The sequence below is a fragment of the Streptomyces sp. NPDC020996 genome, from assembly GCF_040641355.1.
In the GTDB taxonomy this organism is placed as follows: domain Bacteria; phylum Actinomycetota; class Actinomycetes; order Streptomycetales; family Streptomycetaceae; genus Streptomyces.
Genome location: NZ_JBFADM010000027.1, coordinates 72,770 through 99,052, shown reverse-complemented (window position 1 = coordinate 99,052; position 26,283 = coordinate 72,770). Strand labels below are relative to the sequence as shown.

The following is a 26,283-nucleotide window of genomic DNA, read 5'->3' as shown; positions in this document are numbered from 1 at the left end:
CGGCGCCGGGCCGCGCGGCACAGGCCGTGCCGGCGCCGGGTACGTGGGTACCGGACGACCTTCCGGCGCCCCCGCCGCCCGCTCCTTCTGCCGCCGGGTCAGTCCTGCGGCCGCGCGTCGAGTTCGAGGGGCTGCAACTCGGCGGACAGGCGCAGTTCCAGGGACGGGACGACCCAGGAGATGAACTCGTCGTAGGACATCTCCGCCAGCGGGTGCAGCCCGATGATGTAGCGCATGATGGCCAGGCCGACCAGGTGGCTGGCGGCCAGCGCCAGCCGGACCTCGGAACCGGGGTGGTCCTGGTAACCGCTGCGGTTCGCCCAGGCCTTGGCGCTCTCCTCGACACGGACCCGGAGGACGTCCGAGGTCGCGCTGTCGGCGAGGCCGGCCCGGTAGATGGCGGTCATCGCGTAGCGGGTGCGCTCGTTCTCCCAGAAGGCCAGGTACGTGCGCGCGATCCAAGCGGCTTCCGACGTGCCCGACTCCGCCTCCGCCATGGTGTCGAAGGTCGAGGACACGCTGAAGGGCGAGTTGATCGCGGCGTTGAACACACCCTCCTTGTTGTCGAAGAAGTGGTGCACCAGCGCGGGGTCGACCTGGGCGTCCTCGGCGATCGCGCGGATCGTGGTCCTGGCGTAGCCGCGGTCCGCGAAGAGGTGGAGCGCCGACTCCAGGATCTGCTCGCGGGTGCCGCTGTCGCCGGGGCGGCGCCCGCTGCGGGCCCGCTGCGGGCGGGTCCGCTTCGCGGCGGAAGCGGCCGTCCGGGAGGCTGGGGTGGACTTGCGTGCGGGGGTGGCGGAACTGTCCGTGCCCTTGGATGTCATGGGATCACTGCACTTCAACGAGGCTTGCCGACCGATAATTCACTGCATAGTGAATACACTCTAGCAGGCGGCGGCCGTGGAGGCCATCCATGGACGGCAGCCGAAAGCAGACGGCGTGGGCCGAGCCGTTCACGCCACGGACGCCTGCCGGCCGAGCGGCTCTCGCCGCGGCGTCGCCGGACTCATCCGGCGGACGCGGTGCCCAGTAGCGTAGCCCGCAGCCCAGGGGTGATCGTCTCTATCACCGCGCCGACCTCCACGGACGCCAGTGTCCTGACCCCGAGCAGGTGCCGGGCTATCGCCGTTCCGCCGAGCTGCGCGCCGAAGAGCGCGGTGCGCAGCTCCGGGTCGTCGCCGCCCAGGCCCTGGTCCACCGCCGAGTTGAGGATCTCCGCGACGCGTGCGCGCAGGACCGCCGAGGCCTCTTTGTCGGCGAGTCCGATCCGGTACACCTGCACCAGCGGGGACTCCTCCTCCTCGCCGGGCTCCCACAGGGCCAGGTAGGTGCGCGCGATCCGGGCGGGGAGGTCCTCGTCCACGCCCTCGGCCAGCGCGGGGCCCAGCAGTCCGGCGACCCTGACCGTCCGCTCGACGAGCGCGCCGAACACCGCGGCCTTGTCCGGCAGCAGTTCGCGGGCGTACCCGGGATCCAGGCCGGCCGCCGCGGCGAGGTCCGTGAAGTCGGTCCGGCGGTAGCCGAGTTCGGTGAAGACCGCGCGGCCCGCGGAGATCAGGGACTGGGTCGCCTCGATCCGGGCGTCCTCCGTGCTCACTTCGCTGATGGTGGTCATGTTCCGCAGCCCCCGTCGGGTGTGGCCGTCCGGACGGCGCCCTGGTGCGCCGACCACTAATTCATGAGCAAGTGAACTCTCTCCGTGTTGAATTAGTCAAGCACCTCTGCGATGATTTCAACGAATGGTGAGTTATTGAGGCTCGCCGTTGCCCGAGGAGGAATCGTGCAGTCCATCGGCATCACCGGAGTGGGCTCGTACCTGCCCGAGACGGTCATCAGCAACGAGGAGATCGCGCACGACGCCGGCGTGACCGACGAGTGGATCGTCCGCAAGACCGGCATCCGTGAGCGGCGCCGGGCCGCTCCCCACGAGGCCACCTCGGACCTGGCCGCGGCGGCCGCCCGGGAGGCCCTGGACCGCGCCGGTCTGACGGCCGACCGGCTCGCGTACGTCGTCGTCGCCACCTCCACCCCCGACCACCCCCAGCCCGCCACCGCGGCCCTCGTCCAGGACCGCATCGGCGCCCACCGGGCCGCCGCCTTCGACGTCAACGCGGTGTGCAGCGGCTTCGTCTACGCCCTCAAGACCGTGGAGAAACTGCTGGCCGCCGCCGGCCCCGGCGAGCAGCGGCACGGACTGGTGATCGGCGCCGACCTCTACTCCCGCATCCTCGACTACAACGACCGCCGCACCGCCGCCCTCTTCGGCGACGGCGCCGGCGCGGTCGTCCTCGGGCCCGTCCCGGCCGGCCGGGGACTGCGCCACGTCTCCCTGGCCACCCGCGGCGACGCGCACCGGCTGATCGGGGTGGAGGCCGGCGGCAGCCGCCGCCCCGCCTCCCCCCGCACGGTCACCGAAGGCGGCCACTTCTTCCGCATGGACGGACGGGCGGTGCGCTCCTTCGTCCAGCGCACCCTGCCGCAGGAGATCGAGCGTCTGCTGCGCGGCGCCGCCGTGTCCCCGGACGCCGTCCAGCACTTCGTGCCCCACCAGGCCAACGGCATCATGCTCGCCGAGCTGTGGCCCGACCTCGGCCTGCACCGCGCCGCCCTGCACCTCACCCTGGAGCGCTACGCGAACACCGGCGCCGCCTCCGTGCCCGTCACCCTGGCCGAGATGGACCGCACCGGCGCCGTCGCCCCCGGCGAACTCGTCGTCCTCGCCGCGTTCGGCGGCGGCATGAGCGTCGGCACGGCCCTGCTGGAGTGGACGATGGGCGACGCGGCCGGGACCGGCCGGACGATGCCCGAACTCCTCACGACGGTGGCGTCATGACCGCACACGGCGTACACGGCCGGGCGGCCGCGCTGCGGGCGCTGAAGGAAGAGGTCGAGCAGGGGGACGAGAAGGCGACCGCGGCGCAGCACGCCAAGGGCAAGCTGACCGCCCGCGAACGCGTCGCCCTGCTCCTGGACGAGGGCTCGTTCACCGAGGCGGAGCCCCTGCGACGCCACCGCGCCACCGGCTTCGGCCTGGAGGACCGGCGCCCCCACACCGACGGCGTGATCACCGGCTGGGGCACCGTGCACGGCCGTACCGTCTTCGTCTACGCCCACGACTTCCGCATCTTCGGCGGCGCCCTCGGCGAGGCGCACGCCCAGAAGATCCACCGCATCATGGACCGCGCCCTGGCCGCCGGCGCCCCGCTGGTCTCCCTCAACGACGGCGCGGGCGCCCGCATCCAGGAGGGCGTCACCGCGCTCGCCGGCTACGGCGGCATCTTCCAGCGCAACACCAAGGCATCCGGCGTCATCCCGCAGATCTCGGTGATGCTCGGCCCGTGCGCGGGCGGCGCGGCCTACAGCCCCGCCCTCACCGACTTCGTGTTCATGGTCCGCGAGACCTCGCAGATGTTCATCACCGGACCCGACGTCGTCCAGGCCGTCACCGGCGAGCGGGTGTCCATCGGCGGCCTCGGCGGCGCCGACGTGCACGCCGAGGTGTCCGGCGTCGCGCACTTCGCCTACGACGACGAGGAGACCTGCATCGAGGAGGTCCGCTACCTTCTGTCCCTCCTCCCGCAGAACAACCGCGAGACACCCCCCGCCACCCCGCCGTCGGACCCGGCGGACCGCCCCACGGACGCCCTGCTCGACCTCGTCCCCGCCGACGGCAACCGCCCCTACGACATGCGGCGCGTCATCGAGGAGATCGTCGACGACGGCGAGGTCCTCGAGGTCCACGAGCGGTGGGCGGCCAACGTGATCTGCGCGCTCGCCCGGCTCGGCGGCCAGGTGGTGGGCATCGTCGCCAACCAGCCCCTGGTCCAGGCCGGCGTGCTCGACATCGACGCCAGCGAAAAAGCGGCCCGCTTCGTCCAGCTGTGCGACGCCTTCAGCATCCCCCTGGTCACCCTGGTCGACGTCCCCGGCTTCCTGCCCGGCGTCGACCAGGAGCACAACGGCATCATCCGGCGCGGCGCCAAACTCCTCTACGCCTACTGCAACGCCACCGTCCCCCGCGTCTCGCTGATCCTGCGCAAGGCCTACGGCGGCGCCTACATCGTCATGGACTCCCGCTCCATCGGCGCCGACCTCACCTACGCCTGGCCCACCAACGAGATCGCGGTCATGGGCGCCGAGGGCGCCGCCAACGTCATCTTCCGCCGCCGGATCAAGAACGCCGACGACCCCGACGCCATGCGCCGCCAACTGGTCAAGGAGTACCAGGCCGAGCTGATGCACCCCTACCACGCGGCCGAGCGCGGCCTGCTCGACGACGTCGTGGACCCGGCCGACACCCGCCGCGTCCTGGTCGAGGCCCTGCGCATGCTGCGCACCAAGCACGCCGAGCTGGCCCCCCGCAAGCACGGCAACCCGCCCCAGTAGAAGGAGCCTCAGATGACCACACCACTCGTCCGCGTGGTCCGGGGCGGCGAGCTCGGCGCCGAGGAACTCGCCGCCCTCACCGCCGTCCTGCTCTCCCGCGCCGCCGCGGCGCACCATGACGAACACGAGACGGTACAGGTCGTACCGCTCTGGGAGAGGGCCGCGGTCTACCGCTCACCGGTGAGCTGGCGCGACTGACGGTGTGTCCAGCGCGAGCCGCATCGACGGCGCGACCAGCTCGGCCAGGGCCGGCACCGAGAGCTCGGCGATCGGCCTCAGCCGCAGCACGTACCGCGTGAACGCCACGCCGAGCAGCTGGGCGGCCAGCAGCCCGCTGCCGGCGGCGGCGCGTTCATGCCCGAGCACACCGCTCAGACAACTGGTGAACTGCTCGTGCAGCATCTGCCGCAGCCGCTCGGCGGCCCGCTCGTTGGTCGCCGCGCACCGCAGCAACAGCCGCAGGGACCCCTCGGCGGAGTCCTCCTCCCACGGCGCCAGGAAGTGGGCGATCAGACACTGCGGCAACTGCTCCGGGTCGGTCCCCGTGAGGTCGGGCAGCCCCAGATCCAGATCGAGCGCCGCGTCGAACAGCCGCTCCTTGCTCCCGAAGTACCGCATCACCATCGAGGGGTCGATCGAGGCGTCGGCCGCGATGGCCCTGATCGTGGCCCGCTGATACCCGTCAGCGGCGAACCGCACCCGAGCGGCCCGCAGTATCCCCTCACGCGTACGCCGCGACCGAGTCATGAGCCCTCTCCTTTCCGCACCGCCCCCGCAAACCCAAGGCGCACAGCCGGCCCTCCGCCCTCCCATCGGGCCGGAACGTGCCGTCGGCCGCCCGCTCTTCTCGGCCCGGACGGGCCGTCGGCCGCCCATGGCGGGAAGGGGACGGGCCGGGGTGTTCGCCCGCAGCGGTTGGCGCGTCAACGCCGGCACCTCTCGAACCCCGGATTCCGCGCCGTTCCGAGGACGGACACCCCGGCCCGGCCCCGACCCACGACGCACCGCGAGCGCAACGCGTACCCCCGAGACCCGCACAGGCGCCGCAGGCACCGCGCACCCCCACCGAACCGCGACAGGCCGCCGCAGGCACCCCGCACCCGCGCCGCCGCAGGCACCCGCACCCCGCGGAAGCGAAGCGCGTCACACCTGCTCGGCCCCCGCGACCTCGGCGTCCGAAGGCTCCGCCTCCCGAACGCCCCCGCCCACAGCGCCGCCCGCCGGAAGAACACCGAAATCCGAAGACACGACAGGCCCCTCCGCCCCGCACCACTGATGCAGCGCCCGCCGCACCCGCTCCTCGCAGCCGTCCGGGTCCGACTCGCCGTCCACCCAGGCCGCATAGCCGTCGGGCCGGACCAACAGCGCGGCCACGCCACCGAGTCCGGCCACCGGCCCGGCGACCCGGACCGGACAGACCCGCGACCCCCACGCCTCGGCGAGCGAGGCGGCACGCCCGTCCGCGGTGAGGTCGAGCAGCAGAAAGCGGCCGTCGCGCATCAGCTCGTACAGCCGTACCGGAGCCGCCTCCGGCCGCGGCACCGTCAGATCCGGCACCCGCTGCCCCGAACGCACCCGCAGACCACGCCCGCCACGCCCGAGCCCGCCAAGCCCGAGCCCATCGCGCCCCAGCCCGGCACGCCCGAGCCCGGCACGCCCGCCGTACCCCGACCGCAGCCCCGATACCGCCTCCCCGGCGAACCGGCGGAACCGGCGCTGCCCGAGGAGCCGCCCCAGCATCACCCGGCGCAGGGTGGTCACCGCCGCCGACGGACTGGTGGCCATCCAGGTCGCCCGGTCGGTGGCCCGCAGGATGCGCTCGGCCTGTGGCCGCCGTTCGGCCTCGTAGGAATCGAGCAGCCCCGCCGGCGCCCACCCCTGCACCGCCGCGGCCAGCTTCCAGCCCAGGTTCACCGCGTCCTGGATGCCCAGGTTCAGCCCCTGCCCGCCCAGCGGCGAGTGCAGGTGCGCCGCGTCCCCGGCAAGCAGCACCCGCCCGGACCGGTACTGGTCCGCGATCCGCTGGTGGATCTTGAACCGGGCGAGCCAGACGGGATCGTACGGCTCCGGGTCAAAACCCAGCGACCGTGTCATCAGCTCGGCCAGTTCCTCCACCGTCACCGGCTCCCGCGTCCACGGCCGGTCCCGGCGCGCCACCGCGATCCGGTACAGCCCGTCGCCGTACGGCACGGTCACCACCACTCCGCCGCCGCCGGACACCATCAGCACGTCGTCCGGCGGCTGCCGGCGCAGCCGCACGTCGGCGAGGACCGGCGAGATGTCGTAGGTACGGCCGCGGAACGCGATGCCCGACAGTTCGCGCACGACGCTGTGCGCGCCGTCGCAGCCGACGACGTAGTCGGCGCTCTCCTCCCACTCCCCGCTCTCGCCCCGCACCTGCACCGAGACGCCGGAGCCGTCCTGCTCCAGGCCGTACACCTCGGCCCCGCGCTGGATGATCACCCCGAGGTCGAGGGCCCGCTGCTGCAGCACCTCCTCGGTACGGCTCTGCGGCACGACGTGCAGCGCGGGGAAGCGCGTGTCGAGCTCGGTGAAGTCGACGACCGCGCCGCGCGCGGGCACCATGCGGCCCACCGGCCGTCCGACGGCCGACAGCGCGTCGGCGTGTCCGCGCAGGTCGAGCACCTCCATGGTCCTGCTGTACAGGCCCATGGCGCGGGACTGCCCGGACGTGGTCAGGCGGCGTTCGAGCACGGCGCAGGACACTCCGGCGGCGGCCAGTTCACAGGCCAGCGCGAGTCCGGTGGGTCCGGCTCCGGCGACGATGACGGACTGTTCAGGGGCGTTGCCCACGGGTTCCTCCTTGGACGTCGGTCAGCGGTTCGGCCTGGACGGGCCGGACGCCGGGTTCGGCGGTGGGACCGCTGAACCGGGCCGCCCACGCACCGGCGCCCAGCACGAGGGCGCCGAGCAGCAGCCAGCCCGGGGCGCCGGGCCGCACCACGAGGAAGGTGACGACCAGCGGCCCGTAGGTGTTGCGGGCGGCGTTGCCCAGGCCGAAGAAGGCGAGGTAGACCTGGCGCCGGTCCTCGGGGGCGAGCTCGTAGGAGATCGCCCAGGCCCCCGCCTGCTGGTGCATCTCCGCGAACGCCTGGAAGGCCACCGCGACGAGCAGCAGCGCGACGGCGGCAGCCGTCGGCAGCGAGCCGGTGACGGCCAGCGCGCAGCAGCTCACGGCGAGCAGCACACCGCTCAGCCGGAGGGCGCGGCCGCCGTCCTCGGCGGTCTGCGTGGTGCGGGTCGCCCGCACCTGGAAGAGCACCACGACGACGGTGTTCAGCACGACCGCCCAGGCGATCACGGCGTGGGGCAGGCGGTCGTGGGCGAGCACCCACAGCGGCACGCCCGCCGTCAGCACGGTCACGTGCAGGCTCACCACGGAGTTGAGCACGGTCAGCGCGGCGAAGCGACGGTCCCGGAACACTCCGAGCCGCTGCCGCCAGGGCAGCGGCCGACTCCCGCCCGGCGCCCCGCCCGGCGCCCCGCCCGGCGCCCCGCCCGGCGCCCCGCCCGGCGCCCCGGTGCGCAGCCGGCCGACCAGCACCGCGGCGATCACGAACGACGCCGAGTTGGCGTACACCACCGCGAGGTACACCTCGTCGCTGTCGGAGACGAGCGCCGCCCCCGCCACCAGACCGCCCAGCGCCAGCCCCAGGTTCTGCAGCGAGCGCGCCCGCCCCATCGCCCGCACCCGCTGCCCGCCGTCCACGGCCGCCCCGAACAGCCCCTGCACCAGCGGCGAGGCGGCCCGGTCGGCCACCGCGAGCAGGGACACCACGCACAGGAACGGCACGAAGCCGGAGGCGAACGGGTACACGGTCAGCAGCGCCGCCCGCACCAGGTGCGCGGCGATCAGCATCCGGCGCGCGCCGGCCCGGTCCGCCAGGATCCCGGTGGGCACCAGCAGCGCGAACGACAGCGCGCCCGCGACGGACAGCCCGACGCCCACCTGGCCGTCGCCCAGGTCGAGGTAGCGGGTGAGGAAGACGACGGACACCGACATGTACAGCCCGCTGCCGAGGGCGTCGACGAACACGGCGGCGAGCAGGGCGAGCACCGTGCGCGGCAGCCGCTCCCGTGCGGCGTCACTGTTCATGTCGGCTCCCGGTCAGAGCAGTCGGTCGAAGAGAACGCAGCAGCCGAACGCCCGGCGTCAGCCGAAGTCGGACGGGGCGTAGTAGTCACGCATCAGGTCGTCCACCCACTCCGGCTGTACGACCTCCTCGCGCGGCCCGAACTGCCGCAGGTAGGGCTTGATGTCGAGCACCGGAGTACCGTCCACCGCGTCGAGCCCCACGACGTGCACGTCGAGCCCGTCCACCTTCACCAGCCGGCAGCGCGAGACACCGATGCGGTTGGGCCGGTTCTTGCCGCGCTGGGCGAAGATCCCGGCGAGCGGCCACTCGGGGTTGTTGCGCGGGTGCCGGGCGGACGTCTGCACCTTCTCCGGCGGGACCCGGTGGAAGTGGAAGACGACCTCGAGGTGGGAGAAGGAGTCGAGGGAGAGCAGCGCCTCGGGGGTGAACCGGCGCCCGTCCAGCCGGATCACCGCGGGTACGTCTCCCCAGTGGTCGTCGGTGAGTTCGCGCCGCTCACTGTGGACATGGGCGACGGGCACCAGCTCGCCGATCCCCGCGGGGACCGCTGCCGCGGGGACCGCCGTCGCGGCGTCCGCTGCCGCGGGGGCCTCCGCCGCCCACACCTCGCCACGCACCAGCAACTCGCCCGCGGCGACCCGCTGCACGGCCAGGTAGATCTCCTCCGGCCGCACGTCCAGCAGTTCGCCCAGGCGCGTCCGCAGCAGCCGCAGCAGTGCGCTCACCTGGTCGGTGCCGTAGCTCTCCTTGCAGACGACGAACCCGGCCGGGGCCGGACCGCGTTCACCCTCGCGCCACTCCGGACGGTGATACGTCCCCGGCGCGAGCTGCTGCCACCACACCCAGCAGTGCCCGGCCGGCAGACCCAGCAACTCCGTCACGGAGGCGGCCAGTTGCTCCAATACCGCGGCGCCCGGACTCGGCGCCGGAGAGTGCAGCCTGATCACCGGCATCTCAGCGCACCCCGCCCAGCGGCTTGACGCCGATCAGCATGCAGGTGCGCACCGGGATGAGGAACTCGTCGCCGTCCTGCCGGATGCCGAGCGCGGCGCGGTGCGCCTCGGGCGCCGCGGCCAGCCGACGGCGGATCGCGTGCTCGGCCTCGGCCCCCGAGGAGGCGATCTCGCACCACCGCTTGACCGGCACACCGGTCCGGCTCTCGGCCTGCTCACCACGGGCGACCGGGACGTTCAGCCCGGCGTCCTGCAGGAAGCCGATCCACTCGGTGAGGGTGTAGCTGCGCATGTGGGTCGGGTCGTGCAGGACCTCCAGCTCGTGGTTGAGCGTGTCGATCTCCGGGTCCTCGTTGCCCTCCAGGTCGATCACGGCCAGCCGTCCGCCGGGGCGCAGCAGCCGGGTCATCTCGGCGACCGCCTTCCGGATGTCCAGGAAGTGGTGCGGGGCGAGCCGGGAGACCACCAGGTCGAACGAGGCGTCGGGGAAGGGCAGTTCCTCGGCGGCGGCCTGCGCGGTCTCGACGGTGACCGACCGTTCCGCCGCCAGTGCGCGGAAGGACTCCAGCATCGACGGCGCGGGGTCCACGCCGACGAGCCGGGCCGGGTGCTCGCCGGCGAAGGACAGCGCCAGGTGGCCTGCGCCGCAGGCGACGTCGCAGATCGCGCTGCCGGTCTGCGAGCCGAGTGTCTCGTGTAGGGCCTCCATCGTCGGGCTCGACCGGTGCACCTCGCTGGTGGCGAAGTTACCGGCGATCTTGTCGAAACGCCGGCTGGAGAGCGTCTCGGTGGCGGGCATGTCGTCCTCTTTCCTTCGGCGGACCGGAATGACCGGGAGGTACTGAACGGTGCTGATGGAGCCGAGCTGTTGGAGCTGACGGCGCTGATGGAACCGACCGTGCTGATGGAGCCGACGGATCCTCACCGAGAACCCGTCCCCGAGCGCCCGCCTCCCGCTGTACCCGCCCCCGGTGCACCCGTCCCCGGTGTACCCGCCCCCGGCGCGCCCGCCCCCGAGGGCCGCCCCCGAGCCCCGTCACCAGGCAGGCACCACCAGCGAGCCGAGCTCCGCGAGCGGGTCCCGTGCGGGGCCGGAACCGCACGGGTGGAGGGTGTGGCCGAGCCCTTCGAGCACATGGACCCGGACCGCGGGCGTGGGGGAGCCGATGAGGTGGCGTGCGGACCAGTCGGCGTAGACGGTGGGCTCGAAGACGACCGGCGGCAGTGAGGTGTCGAAGCTGTCGACGAAGCCGAGCAGGTCGTGGCCGCCGTAGACGAGTTCGACGGCGGGGACGCGGGAGGTCAGGAAGACGTCGTCGTCGACCACGGTGCCCACCAGGACCAGCCGGTCCGCGCGCGCCGGCGCGCCCGACTCCAGCAGCCGCAGCAGGGCCTGCCCGCCGAGCGAGAACCCGATCAGGACGAGCGGTCCGGTCAGCAGGTGGCGGTGACCGTCCAGCAGTTGCCGCAGCCGGTCGGCCCGCGCGCGCACGTCCGGCTCCCCGGCGGGCGTGCCGGCGTCCCGGGCGGGCATGTCGCACTCCAGCACCTGCGCGCCGGACGCGACCAGACGGGCCGTCAGCCGCCCGAGCAGCAGGTCGTCCCGGCCCTCGCCGTCGAGGGCCGAGACGGCTCCGGGGCCGGCGAGCAGCACGGTGCGGCTCGCCGGCGTGGCGGGGAACGACCGCCTGGTGCGGTACGCCGCCCCGCCGCCGTCCCTGCGCCACCGCAGGTGCCGGTGGACCCGGTGGACCCGGTGGACCTGGTGGACCCCATGGGGCCGCTGGTCCTGCTGGAGCCCCTGGACCTGATCGACGCTCACCGGATCACCTCCGGCACACGGCGTCGGCGAAGCTGCCGATGCGCTGGTGGAAGTAGACGCTGATGATCTCCTCGTGCAGGGCCTCGCCGTCCAGCGTCGGCACCACGCTCTCCGCCGTCCCCGGCACCGGCTCGACGAGCCGGCGCTCCAGCAGTTCGGCGAACACCGAGGCGAACGGCTCGTCCCGGAACAGTTCGACGCCGAACCGGCGGCGGAACCGCCCCGCGTCGATGGGCTGGTCGGCCTTGAAGTTGAAGCCGAGCACCAGCCCGGCCGCCTCCAGGCCCGCCAGCCGGCGGCCGAAGGCCAGCGGCAGGCCGGGGCCCTGCTTCAGGTGCCGGGCGTAGCCGCTGATGTCGGCGATGTTGTGGGTCTGCACCACCGTGTCGTCGTCGCCGGTGAGCCAGCCGTACGCGCCGGGGCCGTAGGCGATCATGGAGTCGTGGCGCTGCCACTTGTTGCGCGACACCCGCGGGATGTTGCCGTCCGGGTAGACGCCGGGCCGGTTCCACCAGCCGCACGGGCTCGGGTGGTAGCCGGCGTCGAGCAGCAGTTCCACGATGGCCTCGCGCATCGCGTAGGTGTCGTCGAGGCCGGGGAACAGGTCGTCCTCGCGCAGCCGGTCCCGGACGCTCTCGACGTTCCACAGGGCCCGGTTGCCGATGCCCATCTTCGCCCGGTCCGCGTTGCGCAGCCGGTAGATGGTGATGGTCGGCACGCCCCGGTCGATCAGGCAGCGGATGTCGTCGGCCACCTTCGCCGGGGTCTGGTGCGGCAGGCCGAACATCATGTCGACGTTGAACGGCTTGCCGGTGGCCCGGAGTTTGTCGATGGCCGTGAGCGACATGGCCGCGTCGTGGCCCCGGCCCGCGAAGGCGTTGACCTCGCTCTGCAGCGACTGCACGCCCACGCTGAACCGGTTGAAGCCGATCTCGCAGGCCTCGGCCAGTTCGTCGTGCTGGAAGTTGTCGGGGTTTCCCTCGAGGGAGATCTCGCAGTCCCCGGTGAGCGTGTAGGAGGCCCGCATGTGGCCGGTCAGGCGCCGCAGCTGCTCGGTGCCCAGCAGTGAGGCGGTGCCGCCCCCTAGGTAGACGGACTCGACCGCGGCCTCGGCCAGCCAGGGGGCGTGGGCGAGCCGGCGGCGGGACTCGTCGAGCAGCATGTCGGTCCACACCTGCGGCGCCCTGTCCCCCTCGGGGCCGCTGGGGACCTTGCGCTTGACGTAGTTGCAGAAGTGGCAGATGTACGCGCACAGCGGCACGTGGAAGTACAGGTGGGCGGGCCGCCCGGCGCCGGGGTGGGCGCGCAGGGCGTCGGCGACCTCGGCGGGCGTCAGCCGCTCGCCGTAGTTGGCCGTCACGTTGATGTTGTAGTCGTCCTGGCCGATCCGCAGCGCGGGGTTCTCCCGGAGCAGCCGCGCGAGACCCGTGCCGGGGCGCACGGCGGTGGTGCCGGCTGAAGCAACCGTCTTGCTCATCGCGACCTCGTCTCCTCACACCTCGTCGGACTCGGCCGTTCCCGGCCCGTCCCTCTGCGGGCCGGGAAGGCCGTGCGGCGCCCGCCCCGGTGTGTCCTTGTCGGGGTGCTCGTCGGGCGCGCTCCCCGGCCCATCCCTCTACGGGCCGGGAAGACCGTGCGGCGCCCGCCCCTGTGTGCTCGCAGGGCGCTCGTCGGGCGCGCTCCCCGGCCCGTCCCTCTACGGGCCCAGGAGGTGGTGCTCCGCTCCGGTCGTCACCCGGGTGGATCAGATCTCGACCTCGATGACCGTGGCCTCGGTGATGTTGGTGGCCTCCACCAGGGTCTCGGCGGGGGCGGTGGCCGACGCGGCGCCGACGGCGCTCAGGGTCACGCCGTCCTGCCCCGGCTCCAGGTGGATGCGGATGATCTTCTTCTCTTCCGGCATGTCGTGTTCCCTTCACTGGTGGGGCGGCGGCTGGGTGCGCCGCCCGCGGACGGGGGCCCGCTCACGTCGTCGGGAGCGGGGGCGGTGGGGCCCGGCGGATCGCCGGGCGGGCCTGCGCTACCGCGGGGTGAGCGTCAGGCGTACGTCGCGCTGCTTGCGCTCACGCCAGTAGCGGCCGGCGCGCAGCATGAACTCCTGGAGGTACTCGGTGGCCCCGCAGCCGCGCGGATCACCGGAGAGGTTGCGGGCCAGCGGGGGGCAGCGGAACTGGCACCAGATGTCCTCGCGGGCCACCGGGCACGTCCCGCACACCGTGTGGTCCGCGAAGCGGATGTCGCGGAACTCGTCGAAGCCGGTCTCCCAGATCTCGGCGAACGGCCGCTCGGTGACGTTCCCGGCCCGGTGCAGTTGCCCGGACATGCAGTTGCTGCACGGGTAGACGTCGCCGCGGCTGTTCACGTAGACGACGGAGCGTCCGCACTTCTCCTGGCCGACGGCCCGTTCCAGCCGCTGGCAGAACTGGATGGTGTCCACCCCGCGGATCTCGTCCGCGGCGCGCCGCGCCGGCTGCCCGGCGGAGGCCTCGGTGACCCCGGTGGCCCCGGCGGCCTCCGCCGCCTCGGCGGCCATGTCGTCGGGGCCGCTGGAGTAGCGCTCCATGCAGCGCCGGTAGACGTCGAAGACCTCGTCCACGTCCTCGGGACGCAGCAGCATGTCCGGGTGGAGCAGGGCGCGGCCCACCGGATGGGTCTCCAGCCACTGCGGCCGGGGGTACCCGCGCTCGGCGCACCACTCGAAGATCTCCTCGGCGTCCTGGATGTTGCCGCGGTGGACGGAGATCGCGGTACGGAACACGTGCCCGTGGGCGCGCATCATCTCGAAGGCGCGCTCCAGCTTGGGGAAGTCCATCCGGCCGCGGACCGTGCGCTCGGGGTCGGCGGTGTCGAAGCTGATGAAGAAGGACTGTCCCGCGGGGATGGCGGCGAGCCGTTCCTCGGTGATCAGCAGCCCGTTGGTGAAGATCTGCGTGCTGAACGGCTTGCTGCGCGCATGCCGGATGATCTCGACCGCGTCCCGGTGCGAGAAGATCTCACCGCCCGTCAGGAACACCTGCAGCACGCCGCTGTCGGCGAAGTCGTCGAGCAGCGCCTTGATCTTCTCGGTGGGCATCTCGTCGGGCCGCTTGAGCGCGGAGTCCGCGTAGCAGTGCTTGCAGCGCAGGTTGCACAGGTTGGTGGTCTCCACGAACGCGATGGCCGGGGCCGGCAGGTGGAAGCGGTCGAGCGTCACCAGCGGGTCGGACAGCGCGTGCGCCATCAGCTCCTCGGACGCCACCGGCAGCCCGGAGTTGTGCCGCAGGATCAGCTCTCGCGCCGAGGCGGCCAGGAACTCGACGTGACCGTTCGGCAGCAGCGCGACGAGCCCGCCTTCGTTCGTCTGGAACGGAATCTTCTGCACGAGTCCCGCCTCTCCCTGCCTAAGTCAACGGACGTTGAACTCATGATGTGTTGAACTCTACGAGGGATGAATAACCTTGGCAAGGGGTGGTGAGCGGGCGGTGTGGCCGGGCGGTGTTCCGCGCGCCTGTGGTGCGGCGGCCGGAGTCGATGCGAGGCTGAAGAAATGAACATCCGTTTTCTGGGACACCGGCGTGAGCCTTCACAGCCCCGTGACGCGGAGGGGCTCGCCGACCTCCTGGCCGAGTGCGAACTGCTGCGCTCCCAGGCGGCCCGGGAGGGGGTGCGGCTCGACGACTCCGCCGGCTCGCTGGAGGAACTCGACCAGGTGCTGCCGCGCTGGCGCGACGACGAGGAGGCGCTCGCCTGGCTGGGCAACGACGCGGGCCTGTACCTGGGCACCGTCATCGTGCGGACGGTGCCCGGCGCCGGGTGGGAGATCCGGCCCGACGGCCAGCCCGTCGTCCGGCTCGCCTCCGGCCGCGAGTTCGACGTGGTCGACTCGGGCCGGGAGTGGGCGGCCGGCGGCGTTCCCGAGCTGTCCCAGCTGTACGCCGAGGTCGCCGAGGCGTGAGCCGCCGCGCCCTCACCCTGGACGGCGGCTCTCCAAGATCGTCGAACACCGGCCGGAGGGCACCGGGCGCGCGAACCTCGACTACGATGTTCCGCTCACCCCACGGTGAAGCCCGAACCGCCTTCAGGGGCACCGCTGCCGGGTGGGGCCCACGGTCCTCGCGACCGCGGGGGGCGGCAGTCGCAGAGCCATACCCGGCCGGCGCCGGCCGGAGATCACTGCTCGCGCGGTGGGATCGACACGTACGACGGGTCGTCCGCCGGCGAGGAGAAGGTCAGCCGCGCGCCGGACGGGTTGTGCTCGACGCCCGCCGGGCGCACGCACCCTGACCGGCCCGACGTCCACCGGGCGCACGCACCCGTGACCGGCCCGACGCGTCGTCCCAGCGCGGCCGCAGGGGCCGAACCTCCGCCCGACCTCCGCCGCGCCGCCACCCGAACTCCGGCTCCCTGACGCCCCCACCCGCCCCCTGCCCCCGCCCTCCTGTCCTCTCCTCTGCCCCGTGCTGCCGGATCAAGTGGCCCGGTGCTAGGTGCGGTCCGGCGTCGGTGCCGGAGCCGACGCGGGCAGCGGCGTCTGCGCGGCCCGCGTCACGTCGGCGACCAGCTCCACCACGTCCGGGCCGTACGCCTGCGAGTTGACGACCCGCAGCAGCAGGACGAAGGAGTTGTTGCCGTACTTGCGGGACAACCGCTCGTGGTTGCGGGCGAGATAGCGCGTGGCGGCCTGGTTGTCGATCGCGCGTTGCCCGCAGAACAGGAACACCGGCCGTGTCTCGCGGCGGTCACCGGCGGTCAGCCGGGCGAGGATCACGTACTCGCTGCGGCCGCCCTCCAGCCGGTAGCGTTCGCTGCCGATCAGGAACGCGGCCCGGTCCGGGCCCGGTTCGGCGTCCACGTTGACGCGGATGCCGGGCAGCAGGGAGTCGAGATGGGCCGCCATCCGGCGGTTGGACGCGGGGCCGCCGACGCAGAACTCGGTGCGCTCGCCGAAGCCCTGCTGGGCGGCGTCGTGCGCGACGATCTGCGCGTGCGCGTTGCAGTCCTTGATGAGCGCCGAGAGTTCCAGCAGCGCGAAGACGTCGTGGCGCTTGACGGACAGTTCGGCGCCGCCCGGCTCCCGGTTGACCACCAGCAGCGTCTCGGAGTTGTCGGGCAGCCCGAAGAAGGCCTGCTTGCGACGGAGCTTGCGCTTCCACAGATAGGTGCGGGCCAGCCAGCCGAGGGCCGCGCTGATGCCGGCCGCGACCACGCCCAGCACGATGTTGCGCACGTCGTCATTCATGGGCGCGCATGGTAGCGGGCCCACGCAAACCCGTGTTCGAGCACGGTGTCACGCGCTCCTGACGGGGCCCTGGCGATGCAATAGGCTGCGCGGACGGTTCCTGACTGGAGGTGCGCATGCGTCGGCCTGTCTTACGGAAACTGCCGGTCCTCGCGGTATCGGCCGCCGTGGTGTCGGTGGGGGCGGCGGCCCCGCCCGCCGCCGGGACGACGGCCCCCGAGAAGGTCCCGGTCGCCGTCGGCTACGGCGGCGCGGTCGCGAGCGTCGACGCGGACGCCTCGGCGGCCGGCATCGAGGTGCTCAGGAAGGGCGGCAACGCCGTCGACGCGGCCGTCGCCACCGCCGCCGCCCTCGGCGTCACCGAGCCGTACTCCTCCGGCATCGGGGGCGGCGGCTACTTCGTCTACTACGACGCCAAGTCCCGCACCGTGCACACCATCGACGGCCGGGAGACGGCGCCCCTGACGGCCGACTCCGGCCTCTTCCTGGAGAACGGCAAGCCGCTCGCCTTCGCCGACGCCGTCAGCAGCGGTCTGAGCGTCGGCACACCGGGCACGCCGGCCACCTGGCAGACGGCGCTGCAGAAGTGGGGCAGCAGAAAGCTGGGCACGGTGCTCAAGCCGGCCGAGCGGATCGCCCGCGACGGCTTCACCGTCGACGACACGTTCCGCTCGCAGACCGCCGCCAACGAGACCCGGTTCCGCTACTTCCCGGACACCGCCGAGCTGTTCCTGCCGGGCGGACGGCTCCCGGTCGTCGGGTCCACCTTCAAGAACCCCGACCTCGCCCGCACCTACGAGGAACTCGGCAGGAAGGGCGCCGGCGCGCTCTACCACGGCGACCTCGGCGACGACATCGTCGACACCGTCAACCACCCGCCGGTGGACCCCGCTTCGGGCTGGAACGCCCGCCCGGGCCAGCTGTCCGACAAGGACCTCGCCGCGTACCGCGCCAAGCTCCAGGCCCCGACGAAGACCTCCTACCGCGGTCTCGGGGTGTTCTCCATGGCGCCCTCCTCCTCCGGCGGCACCACGGTGGGCGAGGCCCTCAACATCCTCGAGGGCACCGACCTGTCGAAGGCGAGCGAGGTCCGCTACCTGCACCGCTACATCGAGGCGAGCCGCATCGCGTTCGCCGACCGCGGGCGCTGGGTCGGCGACCCCGCCTTCGAGGACGTCCCGACGAAGGAACTGCTGTCGCAGAAGTACGCCGACTCGCGCGCCTGCCTCATCGAGGACGACGCCGTCCTCACCAGCCCGCTGGCACCCGGCGACCCGCGCGACCCGGCCGCCTGCGCGTCCGGCGGCACGGCGGCCCCCACGACGTACGAGGGCGAGAACACCACGCACCTGACGGTCGCCGACAAGTGGGGCGACGTCGTCTCCTACACCCTCACCATCGAGCAGACCGGCGGCAGCGGCATCACGGTGCCCGGCCGCGGCTTCCTGCTCAACAACGAGCTGACGGACTTCTCCTTCGCCCCGGCCAGCCCGGCCGTGCACGACCCGAACCTGCCCGGGCCGGGCAAGCGGCCGCGCTCGTCGATGTCGCCCACGATCGTGCTCGACCGGCACGACAGGCCCGTGGTGGCGGTGGGTTCGCCCGGCGGGTCCACCATCATCACCACGGTGCTGCAGACGCTCACCGGGTTCCTCGACCAGCACCTGCCGCTGGTCGACGCCATCGCCGCGCCGCGCGCCAGCCAGCGCAACGCGGCGCAGACCGAACTCGAACCGGGCCTGTACGACAGCCCGCTCAGGACGCAACTGGAGGCCATCGGCCACTCCTTCAAGCTGAACGCGGAGATCGGCGCGGCCACCGGTGTGCAGCGCCTGCCCGACGGCAGGTGGCTGGCAGCCGCCGAGAAGGTCCGGCGCGGCGGCGGCTCGGCGATGGTGGTGCGCCCGGCGTCCTAGGTCCGGCGAGGGTGGTGCGCCCGCGCGTCGTAGGTCCGGCGAGGGTGGTGCGCACCCGGCGTCGTAGGTCCGGCGGTGGTGGTGTGCCCGCGCGTCGTAGGTCCGGCGGTGGTCGTGCGCTCGCCCGTCGTCGGCCCGGCGGTGGTGGTGCGCCCGGCGTCGTAGGGCGCGGTGCTCACAGTTCGGGGGCGGGCGGCAGGTCTTCCGTGGAGAAGACGAGCCGCCCGTCCTCGACGCCCACCGTGACCCGGCCGCCCTCGACGACCCGGCCGTCGAGGAGCAGCTTGGAGAGCTCGTTGTCCACCTCGCGCTGGATGGTGCGGCGCAGCGGGCGGGCGCCGTACTCCGGCTGGTACCCGCGCTCGGCCAGCCAGTCGACGGCCGCGTCGGTGAACTCCACCGTCACGCCCTGCGCGTGCAGCAGCCGGCGGGTCCTCTCCAGCAACAGGTCGGTGATCCGGCGCAGTTGGTCGCCGGTCAGCTGGCGGAAGACGACGATCTCGTCGATGCGGTTGAGGAACTCCGGCCGGAAGTGCTCCCGCAGCGGCCGCAGCACCTGCTCGCGCCGCGCCTCCTCGTCGGCGTCGGCGCCGCCCGCCCCGAAGCCGATGCCCGCGCCCCGCCGCGTGATCGCCTCCGAGCCCAGGTTGCTGGTCATCACGATGACGGTGTTGGTGAAGTCCACCGTGCGGCCCTGCGAGTCGGTCAGCCGCCCGTCGTCCAGGACCTGGAGAAGGATGTTGAAGACGTCGGGGTGCGCCTTCTCCACCTCGTCGAGCAGCAGCAGCGAGTACGGGTGCCGGCGCACCACCTCGGTGAGCTGGCCGGCCTCCTCGTGGCCGACGTACCCGGGCGGGGCGCCGACCAGCCGGCTGACGGTGTGCCGCTCCTGGTACTCGCTCATGTCCAGGCGGACCATGCGCTCCTCGCTGCCGAACAGCGCCTCGGCGAGCGCCCGGGCCAGCTCGGTCTTGCCGACGCCGGTCGGGCCGAGGAAGAGGAAACTGCCGATCGGCCGGTCGGGGCTGGCGAGCCCGGCGCGGGAGCGCAGCACCGCCTCGGAGACGACGCGCACCGCCTCGTCCTGCCCGACGACCCGCTCGTGCAGGTGCACCTCCAGGCCGAGCAGGCGTTCCTTCTCCTCCTGGGTGAGGCTGCTGACCGGGATGCCCGTCTGCCGGGACACCACCTCGGCGACGGCCTCGGCGGTGACCTCCAGGTGCTGCCCCTCGTCGGCCTGCCCGTCGCCGCCGGCGGCCGTGATCCGCTGCTTCAACTCCACGATGCGGTCGCGCAGTTGAGTGGCCTGCTCGTACTGCTCGTCGGCGACCGCCTGGTCCTTGTCGAGGGTGAGCTGCTCGACCTCGCGCTCCATGGTGCGGACGTCGGTGCCCTTCGTCTTGGCACGCAGCCGCACCCGGGCGCCGGCCTGGTCGATCAGGTCGATCGCCTTGTCGGGCAGCCGGCGGTCGGTCAGGTAGCGGTCGGACAGCTCCACCGCCGCCACCAGCGCCTCGTCGGTGTACCGGACCTGGTGGTGGGCCTCGTAGCGGTCGCGCAGCCCGCGCAGGATCTCGATGGCGTCGGGCACGGACGGCTCGGGCACCAGGATCGGCTGGAACCGGCGGGCCAGCGCCGCGTCCTTCTCCACCCGGCGGTACTCGACCAGCGTGGTGGCCCCGACGACGTGCAGCTCGCCGCGGGCCAGGGCCGGCTTGAGGATGTTGCCCGCGTCCATGGTGCCGCCCTCGCCGCCCGCGCCGGCGCCGACGACGGTGTGCAGTTCGTCGATGAAGACGATCAGCCGGTCGGAGTTGGCGCGGATCTCGCCGACGATGTTGTTCAGGCGCTCCTCGAAGTCGCCCCGGTAGCGGGTGCCGGCGACGACGGCGGTCAGGTCCAGGGCGACCACCCGGCGCCCGGCCAGCACGTCGGGCACGTCGCCGTCGGCGATGCGCTGCGCGAGCCCCTCCACCACGGCGGTCTTGCCGACGCCCGCCTCGCCGATCAGCACCGGGTTGTTCTTGCCGCGGCGGGAGAGCACCTCGATGGTCTGCTCGATCTCGTCGTCCCGCCCGATCACCGGGTCGATGCGGCCCTGCCGGGCCAGGTCGGTCAGGTCACGGGCGTACTTGTCCAGGGTGGGCGTGCCCGTGGTCCGGGGCCGTTCGGCGCGGCCCTGCGGGGTCTCGGGGGCCTCGGGCGGGCCGGACGGTGCGTAGCGGGCCGAGTTGAGGATGTGCCCGGCGGCGGAGTCGGGGTTCGCGGCGAGCGCGCTGAGCACGTGCTCCGGGCCGATGTAGCCGGCGCCGGCGGCCCGGGCCAGCTCGTGCGCGTCCAGCAGGGCCCGCTTCACGGCCGGGGTCAGGGACAGCGAGGTCGGCGGCGGTGTCTCGCCCGCCGGGTGCTGGACCGGCCCGGAGCGTTTGTCGATCTCCGTCGCCAGTGAGTCGGGGTCCGCGCCGGCGCGGCTGAGCAGGCTCCGGGTCGGTTCGGCGGCCAGCGCGGCCCGCAGCAGGTGCTGGGTGTCGAGGTCCCGGCTGCCGTGCTCGGCCGCGTACTGTGCGGCGCCGCGGACGAGGTCCCGCGCGGGCTGGCTGAGCAGCCGGCCGATGTCGATCTGCCGGGGACTCTGGCGGGGGCCGCCGAAGAAGCGGGCCAGGAATTCACCGAAGGGGTCGCCCTCCGGGCCGAGGTAGCCGCTGGTCATCGTGTTGGGTCCTTCGCTGACGACGTGCCGGAGTCGGGCGGGTAACCCGGACAAAGGGCGCTCATGCCACGATGGCACGTTCTGGTCCGGCGGGCACGTCCAGCGCCCGCGCCGGAGCCCTGAGTCGCTGCCCGGCGCCACCCAGCCCCGCCCAGCCCCGCCCAGCCCCGCCCAGCCGGACCTGGGCCGCAGCATCGTTCCAATTACTATACCGGTATTACTATGACGTCATGGTGCGCACCCCTCTCACCCCCGAAGAGCGCGAGCGCGGCGAGCGGCTCGGCAGGCTGCTGCGCGAGGCCCGCGGCGGGCGGAGCATGACGGACGTCGCGGCCGAGGCGGGCATCTCCGCCGAGACCCTCCGCAAGATCGAGACGGGCCGCGCCCCGACGCCGGCCTTCTTCACGGTCGCCGCGCTCGCCGGTGCCCTCGGAATGTCGATGGACGACCTGGCCGGACGGTGCGCGCCGGTCCCGCTGTGAACGGCGGTCGCACGTCACGTTCCGGCAGGATCGGCGTACTCCGCGTCGAGCCCGAAAACTCTCTGTAGCGCCGCCGTAACACGGCGGGTGTTGGCTACGGGCCGGAGTATTCCGGTCTGGCGGGAGTTGGGCGATGGCTGTGGATCGACTCCCCGGCAGGGTACGGGAGTTCGCGAACTACCTGAACGGCCTGCTGGGGCGCCTGGACCAGGGCGGCGGCTGGTGCGCGGTGTTCTGGCAGCGCGACCCGGACGGGATGCGGGCGTGCCGGGACGGACGCGAGATGCCGCCCTGGGACCTGGTGGAGGCGCTGCTGCAGGATCTCGCCGCGGCGGCCGGGCCGGGGCCGGTGGCCCGCGAGCGGGAGCACGCCCGCGCCCTGCACGCCGCCGCGGTCGCCGCGTACGACGCCCGGCCCGGCGGCCGGGACGCCCTCGGCGACCGGCTCGACGTCATGCTCCGCGAGCAGCGCTACGCCGCCGAACGCCTGGCGGAACTGGGCCGCGCGCTCGCCTCCGCCGTCGGCCGCGAGGAGGCCGACGCGCTGCGCATCGAGCTCGCCTGGGCCCGCGACGACCACGAACGAGCCACCGCCCGCTGCGCCGAACTCCGCGGCCGTATGGACGCCATGACCCACCGAGCCACCTACGCCCGCACCGGTCCGCCCGGGGCGACCGCACGGACGGCGGCTGACGGCGGGGGGCGGGGCGACGCCGGGACCGCGACGGGCGGCACCGTGTTCGGACCCGGCCCGGCGCCGGTCCAGGGAGCCGCCGCCTTCCATGCCGGTGCCGGTGCCGGTGCCGGTGCCGGCTCGGCAGGCGGTGCCGCGCGCCATGCGGACGCCCGGTCCATGGAGGGTGCCGCGTCCGGGGCCGGCTTCGGGGTGGGGGCGGGGCCGGTGGAGGGTGCCGCGCTGTGGGCCGACGCCGGGCCTGCGGAGGGCGTCGCCTTCGGCACCGTGTCGGGGTCCGGCGAGGGCATCGCCTTCCGCACCGACCTCCAGCGCACCGAGCGTGCCGACGGCCAACCCCCGAGACATGCGGAGGCCCGGTACCCGGAGCGAGCCGACGCGCCATCCCCGAGACGCGCCGACGCCCGGCCCCTGAAGCGCACCGGCGTCCACCCCTCGGCGCGGCCCGTCTTCCGGATCGAGGCCCAGGTGGAGACGGGCGTTCCCGCCGACCCCGGCGCCTCCGGCGGTGGCCTCAGCGGCGTACCGCAGCGGCGGGACGTCCGGGCGGGGAGCGGTGGCGCCGTACCGCGCTTCCCGGGGCCCGACCGGGCGGACGCGGAGGCGTTCCCCGGGCGGCTCGGCTCCCCCGAGGCGTGGCCGGCCGAAGCGACCGGAGCAGCCGGAGCATCCCGAGCCGCCGAAGCGACTGGAGGAGCCGGAGGAGCCGGAGCAGCCGACGCACCCGGAGGAGCCGGAGCAGCCGGAGCAGCCGACGCGCCCGGAGGAGCCGGACGAGCCGGAGCAGCAGGCGCACCCGGGGACGGGGACGCCGGTGCGGGCCCGCGGTCCCCTGGCGCGGCGTCCGCCGCGACGGCCCCGCCGCGACAGCCGTCGGGCGACGGCGTCAAGGCGCGCAAGCGGCGCCGGGGCAGCGCCCGGTTCGCCGGGATGGCGGACGAGGACGCCGCTCCGGTGACCGTGCCGCCGGCCACCGTGCCGGCCCCGTCCGCGCCCGACGCCGCGGGCGCCCGTACGCCGCGCGGCGCCCGGTTCGCCGGAGCGGCCGAGGCGGACCAGGGGGCGCGGGGAGCGCGGGCGCCGCAGCCCCAGCCCGAGCCGGTGGACGCCGAAGCGGCGCGGGAGGTCGCGGCCGCCGTCGAGTCGCTGCTGCGGCTGCACGCCGAGGGCCGCAGCGGGGAGGCGCACATGCTGCTCTTCGAGGCGGCCTACTGGCCCCCCGCCCGCTTCCCGCTGCTCGCCGCCGAGCTGCGGCGCGCCGGGCTCGGCGCCGACTGGGCGACGCTGCTGTGGGAGGCCGCGTCGCTGCCCGCCGACCGGCTGGTCGCCGCGGCCGACGCGCTGGTCGCGGCCGGCCGGCCCGCCGACGGGGAGCAGATCCTGCGCCAGGGCGTCGTGCGGCCCGCCACCGAGATCGGCGAGGCCGTGCTGGGCCTCGTGGCCGAGGGGCGCCGCCGCGAGGTGCGCGCGCTGCTGGACGCGTACGTCCGCGTCCGCACACCCGAGGAGGCGGTCCGCAGCGTCGAGCCCGACCCGCCGACCCTCGCCCCGCTGCTGCTCCAGGCCGCGCAGGGCGTGTCCGACGAGCGACGCTGGGACCTGGTCCATGCCTTCCGGGTGGCCGGTCTCGCCGCCTGACACCCCGCCCACCGTCCTCCCGCCGTCCCCCCACCCTCCGCACCGGCCACTCCACTCACCCACCGGAGTGCGAAACGTGATCGACTCCGCGGGTTGACGACGATGGTCTTGGCAAGGCCGTCCCGGAGGCTTACGTTCATCCCTCTACGACCTGCGTCTACGGGCGTAGAGGCTCTGCGTCCCGTCGAAGGAGCAGCTCATGGCCAACGTCGTACGCGCCGCTCTGGTCCAGGCCACCTGGATCGGCGACACCGAGTCCATGGTGGCGAAGCACGAGGAGCACGCCCGTGAGGCGGCCCGCCGGGGCGCGAAGATCATCGGATTCCAGGAAGTCTTCAACGCCCCCTACTTCTGTCAGGTCCAGGAGCCCGAGCACTACCGCTGGGCCGAGCCCGTGCCCGACGGCCCGACCGTGCGCCGTATGCGGGAGCTCGCCCGGGAGACCGGCATGGTGATCGTGGTGCCGGTGTTCGAGGTCGAGCAGTCCGGCTTCTACTACAACACCGCCGCCGTGATCGACGCCGACGGCACCGTCCTCGGCAAGTACCGCAAGCATCACATCCCGCAGGTCAAGGGCTTCTGGGAGAAGTACTACTTCAAACCCGGGAACGTGGGCTGGCCCGTCTTCGACACCGCCGTCGGCAAGGTCGGCGTCTACATCTGCTACGACCGCCACTTCCCGGAGGGCTGGCGGCAACTCGGCCTCAACGGCGCCCAGCTGGTCTACAACCCGTCGGCCACCCACCGCGGGCTGTCCAGCCACCTCTGGCGCCTGGAACAGCCCGCCGCGGCCGTCGCCAACGAGTACTTCGTCGCCGCGATCAACCGGGTCGGCGTGGAGGAGTACGGCGACAACGACTTCTACGGCACCTCGTACTTCGTCGACCCGCGCGGCCAGTTCGTCGGCGACGTGGCCAGTGACTCCAAGGAGGAACTCCTCGTCCGCGACCTCGACTTCGACCTGATCGAGGAAGTGCGGCAGCAGTGGGCGTTCTACCGAGACCGACGGCCCGACGCGTACGAAGGGCTGGTGCGCCCGTGAGCGAGGAACTGCTGGGCCGCCACCGGGCCGTCCTGCCCGACTGGCTCGCCCTCTACTACGGCCGGCCGATCGAGATCACCCACGGCGAGGGCCGCCACGTCTGGGACGCCGACGGCAACAGGTACCTCGACTTCTTCGGCGGCATCCTCACCACCATGACCGCGCACGCGCTGCCCGAGGTCACCAAGGCGGTCAGCGAGCAAGCCGGCCGGATCATCCACTCCTCGACCCTGTACCTCAACCGGCCGATGGTCGAACTCGCCGAGCGCATCGCCCGGTTGAGCGGCATCCCGGACGCCCGGGTCTTCTTCACCACCTCCGGCACCGAGGCCAACGACACCGCCCTGCTGCTGGCGACGACGTACCGGCGCAGCAACGTGATCCTGGCGATGCGCAACAGCTACCACGGCCGCTCCTTCAGCGCGGTCGGCATCACCGGCAACCGCGGCTGGTCCCCGACCTCGCTGTCCCCGCTGCAGACCCTGTACGTGCACGGCGGCGTGCGCACCCGGGGCCCGTACGCCTCCCTCGGCGACGACGAGTTCATCGCCGCCTGCGTCGACGACCTCCAGGACCTGCTCGGCCACACCCGGCCGCCCGCCGCCCTGATCGCCGAGCCCGTGCAGGGCGTAGGCGGCTTCACCTCACCGCCCGACGGCCTGTACGCGGCCTTCCGCCAGGTGCTCGCCGAGCGCGGCGTGCTGTGGATCGCCGACGAGGTGCAGACCGGCTGGGGCCGCACCGGCGACCACTTCTGGGGCTGGCAGGCACACGGGCAGCACGGCCCGCCGGACATCCTCACCTTCGCCAAGGGCATCGGCAACGGCATGTCCATCGGCGGCGTCGTCGCCCGCGCCGAGATCATGAACTGCCTCGACGCCAACAGCATCTCCACCTTCGGCGGCACCCAGATCACCATGGCCGCGGGCCTCGCCAACCTCGCGTACCTGCTGGAACACGACCTGCAGGGCAACGCCCGGCGCGTCGGCGGGCTGCTCATCGAGCGGCTGCGGGCCGTCGCCGCGCAGCTCCCGCACGTCCGGGAGGTGCGTGGACGCGGCCTGATGATCGGCGTCGAGCTGGTCCGGCCCGGCACGGACGAGGCCGACTTCGACGCGGCGGCCGCCGTGCTCGAGCAGGCCCGCGCCGACGGACTGCTCATCGGCAAGGGCGGCGGTCACAACATCAGCGCCCTGCGCATCGCCCCGCCGCTGTCCCTCACGGCCGCGGAGGCCGAGGAGGGCGCCGCGATCCTCGAAAGCGCTCTGCGGAGCATCCGGTAGCAGCAGACGGCAGACGGCACG

General features: G+C 73.4%; 22 protein-coding genes. 9 read left to right on the top strand and 13 right to left on the bottom strand.

What is annotated here, in order from left to right; genetic code table 11:
* Window positions 1-98: 98 nt before the first annotated feature.
* Window positions 99-824: a TetR family transcriptional regulator gene (locus tag AB0G63_RS20010; protein WP_360751787.1), complete on the bottom strand. Its 726-nt coding sequence runs from the start codon at window positions 822-824 to the stop codon at window positions 99-101.
* Between the two features lie 182 nt (window positions 825-1,006).
* Window positions 1,007-1,615, bottom strand: coding sequence for a hypothetical protein (locus AB0G63_RS20005; protein ID WP_360751784.1), 609 nt, complete (start codon window positions 1,613-1,615; stop codon window positions 1,007-1,009).
* 165 nt (window positions 1,616-1,780) lie between these two features.
* On the opposite strand from AB0G63_RS20005, the gene AB0G63_RS20000 reads away from it, so the two are divergent.
* Genes AB0G63_RS20000 through AB0G63_RS19990 form a run of 3 tightly spaced genes read left to right on the top strand, consistent with a single transcriptional unit; the run spans window position 1,781 to window position 4,584 of the window.
* A complete protein-coding gene (locus tag AB0G63_RS20000; protein WP_360751781.1) occupies window positions 1,781-2,833 on the top strand; it encodes a ketoacyl-ACP synthase III in 1,053 nt (350 codons plus the stop codon).
* Window positions 2,830-4,386: an acyl-CoA carboxylase subunit beta gene (locus AB0G63_RS19995; protein ID WP_360751780.1), complete on the top strand. Its 1,557-nt coding sequence runs from the start codon at window positions 2,830-2,832 to the stop codon at window positions 4,384-4,386. Before AB0G63_RS20000 ends, AB0G63_RS19995 begins: the two co-directional genes overlap by 4 nt.
* A gap of 12 nt (window positions 4,387-4,398) precedes the next feature.
* The gene (locus AB0G63_RS19990; protein ID WP_360751778.1) at window positions 4,399-4,584 is read left to right on the top strand and encodes an acyl-CoA carboxylase subunit epsilon; all 186 of its coding nucleotides are present in this window, start codon (window positions 4,399-4,401) and stop codon (window positions 4,582-4,584) included.
* Here AB0G63_RS19990 and AB0G63_RS19985 read toward each other — a convergent pair.
* The 9 genes from AB0G63_RS19985 to AB0G63_RS19945 form a co-directional block, all read right to left on the bottom strand.
* Window positions 4,561-5,133, bottom strand: a complete 573-nt coding sequence (locus AB0G63_RS19985) for a TetR family transcriptional regulator (RefSeq protein WP_360751775.1) — start codon at window positions 5,131-5,133, stop codon at window positions 4,561-4,563. The genes AB0G63_RS19990 and AB0G63_RS19985 overlap by 24 nt on opposite strands.
* 396 nt (window positions 5,134-5,529) lie before the next feature.
* Window positions 5,530-7,200 carry an FAD-dependent monooxygenase gene (locus tag AB0G63_RS19980; protein WP_360751772.1) on the bottom strand — a complete coding sequence of 557 codons (1,671 nt, stop codon included), beginning with the start codon at window positions 7,198-7,200 and terminating at the stop codon, window positions 5,530-5,532.
* The gene (locus tag AB0G63_RS19975; RefSeq protein ID WP_360751771.1) at window positions 7,184-8,503 is read right to left on the bottom strand and encodes an MFS transporter; all 1,320 of its coding nucleotides are present in this window, start codon (window positions 8,501-8,503) and stop codon (window positions 7,184-7,186) included. The genes AB0G63_RS19980 and AB0G63_RS19975 overlap by 17 nt, the downstream gene beginning before the upstream one ends.
* Window positions 8,504-8,560: 57 nt before the next feature.
* Window positions 8,561-9,457, bottom strand: a complete 897-nt coding sequence (locus AB0G63_RS19970) for an SAM-dependent methyltransferase (RefSeq protein WP_360751769.1) — start codon at window positions 9,455-9,457, stop codon at window positions 8,561-8,563.
* A gap of 1 nt (window position 9,458) precedes the next feature.
* Window positions 9,459-10,256: a class I SAM-dependent methyltransferase gene (locus tag AB0G63_RS19965; protein WP_360751766.1), complete on the bottom strand. Its 798-nt coding sequence runs from the start codon at window positions 10,254-10,256 to the stop codon at window positions 9,459-9,461.
* Between the two features lie 237 nt (window positions 10,257-10,493).
* Window positions 10,494-11,279, bottom strand: a complete 786-nt coding sequence (locus AB0G63_RS19960) for a hypothetical protein (RefSeq protein ID WP_360751764.1) — start codon at window positions 11,277-11,279, stop codon at window positions 10,494-10,496.
* Between the two features lie 4 nt (window positions 11,280-11,283).
* A complete protein-coding gene (locus tag AB0G63_RS19955) occupies window positions 11,284-12,756 on the bottom strand; it encodes a radical SAM protein (RefSeq protein WP_360751761.1) in 1,473 nt (490 codons plus the stop codon).
* 267 nt (window positions 12,757-13,023) lie between these two features.
* Window positions 13,024-13,182, bottom strand: a complete 159-nt coding sequence (locus tag AB0G63_RS19950; RefSeq protein ID WP_360751758.1) for a hypothetical protein — start codon at window positions 13,180-13,182, stop codon at window positions 13,024-13,026.
* A gap of 117 nt (window positions 13,183-13,299) precedes the next feature.
* A complete protein-coding gene (locus AB0G63_RS19945; protein WP_360751755.1) occupies window positions 13,300-14,640 on the bottom strand; it encodes a radical SAM protein in 1,341 nt (446 codons plus the stop codon).
* 165 nt (window positions 14,641-14,805) lie between these two features.
* On the opposite strand from AB0G63_RS19945, the gene AB0G63_RS19940 reads away from it, so the two are divergent.
* On the top strand, window positions 14,806-15,213 hold the full coding sequence (locus tag AB0G63_RS19940) for a DUF6278 family protein (RefSeq protein WP_360751753.1): 408 nt from the start codon (window positions 14,806-14,808) through the stop codon (window positions 15,211-15,213).
* A 528-nt stretch (window positions 15,214-15,741) separates the two neighbouring features.
* On the opposite strand, the gene AB0G63_RS19935 is transcribed toward AB0G63_RS19940, so the two are convergent.
* Window positions 15,742-16,497: a hypothetical protein gene (locus AB0G63_RS19935; protein WP_360751750.1), complete on the bottom strand. Its 756-nt coding sequence runs from the start codon at window positions 16,495-16,497 to the stop codon at window positions 15,742-15,744.
* A gap of 116 nt (window positions 16,498-16,613) precedes the next feature.
* Here AB0G63_RS19935 and ggt point away from each other — a divergent pair, with 116 nt between their 5' ends.
* Window positions 16,614-18,413 carry a gamma-glutamyltransferase gene (gene ggt, locus AB0G63_RS19930; protein ID WP_360751748.1) on the top strand — a complete coding sequence of 600 codons (1,800 nt, stop codon included), beginning with the start codon at window positions 16,614-16,616 and terminating at the stop codon, window positions 18,411-18,413.
* 175 nt (window positions 18,414-18,588) lie between these two features.
* Here ggt and AB0G63_RS19925 read toward each other — a convergent pair whose 3' ends face one another.
* Window positions 18,589-21,123, bottom strand: coding sequence for an ATP-dependent Clp protease ATP-binding subunit (locus AB0G63_RS19925; RefSeq protein WP_360751746.1), 2,535 nt, complete (start codon window positions 21,121-21,123; stop codon window positions 18,589-18,591).
* A 230-nt stretch (window positions 21,124-21,353) separates the two neighbouring features.
* Between AB0G63_RS19925 and AB0G63_RS19920 the strand changes: the two genes are divergently transcribed.
* The 4 genes from AB0G63_RS19920 (at window position 21,354) to AB0G63_RS19905 (ending at window position 26,262) form a co-directional block, all read left to right on the top strand.
* Window positions 21,354-21,605: a helix-turn-helix transcriptional regulator gene (locus tag AB0G63_RS19920; protein ID WP_360751744.1), complete on the top strand. Its 252-nt coding sequence runs from the start codon at window positions 21,354-21,356 to the stop codon at window positions 21,603-21,605.
* A gap of 133 nt (window positions 21,606-21,738) precedes the next feature.
* Window positions 21,739-23,937 carry a hypothetical protein gene (locus tag AB0G63_RS19915; protein ID WP_360751741.1) on the top strand — a complete coding sequence of 733 codons (2,199 nt, stop codon included), beginning with the start codon at window positions 21,739-21,741 and terminating at the stop codon, window positions 23,935-23,937.
* Window positions 23,938-24,136: 199 nt separating this feature from the next.
* Entirely contained in the window at window positions 24,137-24,979 is an 843-nt protein-coding gene (locus AB0G63_RS19910) for a nitrilase-related carbon-nitrogen hydrolase (RefSeq protein ID WP_360751739.1), read from the top strand.
* Window positions 24,976-26,262 carry an aspartate aminotransferase family protein gene (locus tag AB0G63_RS19905; RefSeq protein ID WP_360751736.1) on the top strand — a complete coding sequence of 429 codons (1,287 nt, stop codon included), beginning with the start codon at window positions 24,976-24,978 and terminating at the stop codon, window positions 26,260-26,262. Before AB0G63_RS19910 ends, AB0G63_RS19905 begins: the two co-directional genes overlap by 4 nt.
* The last annotated feature ends 21 nt before the right edge of the window (window positions 26,263-26,283 follow it).

Bases quoted from the DNA above. Each gene is read 5' to 3' on its own strand.
- AB0G63_RS19955 (WP_360751761.1), bottom strand. From the start codon at position 12,756: ATGAGCAAGACGGTTGCTTCAGCCGGCACCACCGCCGTGCGCCCCGGC.
- AB0G63_RS20005 (WP_360751784.1), bottom strand. From the start codon at position 1,615: ATGACCACCATCAGCGAAGTGAGCACGGAGGACGCCCGGATCGAGGCG.
- AB0G63_RS19915 (WP_360751741.1), top strand. From the start codon at position 21,739: ATGGCTGTGGATCGACTCCCCGGCAGGGTACGGGAGTTCGCGAACTAC.
- AB0G63_RS19910 (WP_360751739.1), top strand. From the start codon at position 24,137: ATGGCCAACGTCGTACGCGCCGCTCTGGTCCAGGCCACCTGGATCGGC.
- AB0G63_RS19935 (WP_360751750.1), bottom strand. From the start codon at position 16,497: ATGAATGACGACGTGCGCAACATCGTGCTGGGCGTGGTCGCGGCCGGC.
- AB0G63_RS19940 (WP_360751753.1), top strand. From the start codon at position 14,806: ATGAACATCCGTTTTCTGGGACACCGGCGTGAGCCTTCACAGCCCCGT.
- AB0G63_RS19975 (WP_360751771.1), bottom strand. From the start codon at position 8,503: ATGAACAGTGACGCCGCACGGGAGCGGCTGCCGCGCACGGTGCTCGCC.
- AB0G63_RS19965 (WP_360751766.1), bottom strand. From the start codon at position 10,256: ATGCCCGCCACCGAGACGCTCTCCAGCCGGCGTTTCGACAAGATCGCC.
- AB0G63_RS19990 (WP_360751778.1), top strand. From the start codon at position 4,399: ATGACCACACCACTCGTCCGCGTGGTCCGGGGCGGCGAGCTCGGCGCC.
- AB0G63_RS19995 (WP_360751780.1), top strand. From the start codon at position 2,830: ATGACCGCACACGGCGTACACGGCCGGGCGGCCGCGCTGCGGGCGCTG.
- AB0G63_RS19950 (WP_360751758.1), bottom strand. From the start codon at position 13,182: ATGCCGGAAGAGAAGAAGATCATCCGCATCCACCTGGAGCCGGGGCAG.
- ggt (WP_360751748.1), top strand. From the start codon at position 16,614: ATGCGTCGGCCTGTCTTACGGAAACTGCCGGTCCTCGCGGTATCGGCC.
- AB0G63_RS19985 (WP_360751775.1), bottom strand. From the start codon at position 5,133: ATGACTCGGTCGCGGCGTACGCGTGAGGGGATACTGCGGGCCGCTCGG.
- AB0G63_RS19925 (WP_360751746.1), bottom strand. From the start codon at position 21,123: ATGACCAGCGGCTACCTCGGCCCGGAGGGCGACCCCTTCGGTGAATTC.
- AB0G63_RS19920 (WP_360751744.1), top strand. From the start codon at position 21,354: ATGGTGCGCACCCCTCTCACCCCCGAAGAGCGCGAGCGCGGCGAGCGG.
- AB0G63_RS19970 (WP_360751769.1), bottom strand. From the start codon at position 9,457: ATGCCGGTGATCAGGCTGCACTCTCCGGCGCCGAGTCCGGGCGCCGCG.
- AB0G63_RS20010 (WP_360751787.1), bottom strand. From the start codon at position 824: ATGACATCCAAGGGCACGGACAGTTCCGCCACCCCCGCACGCAAGTCC.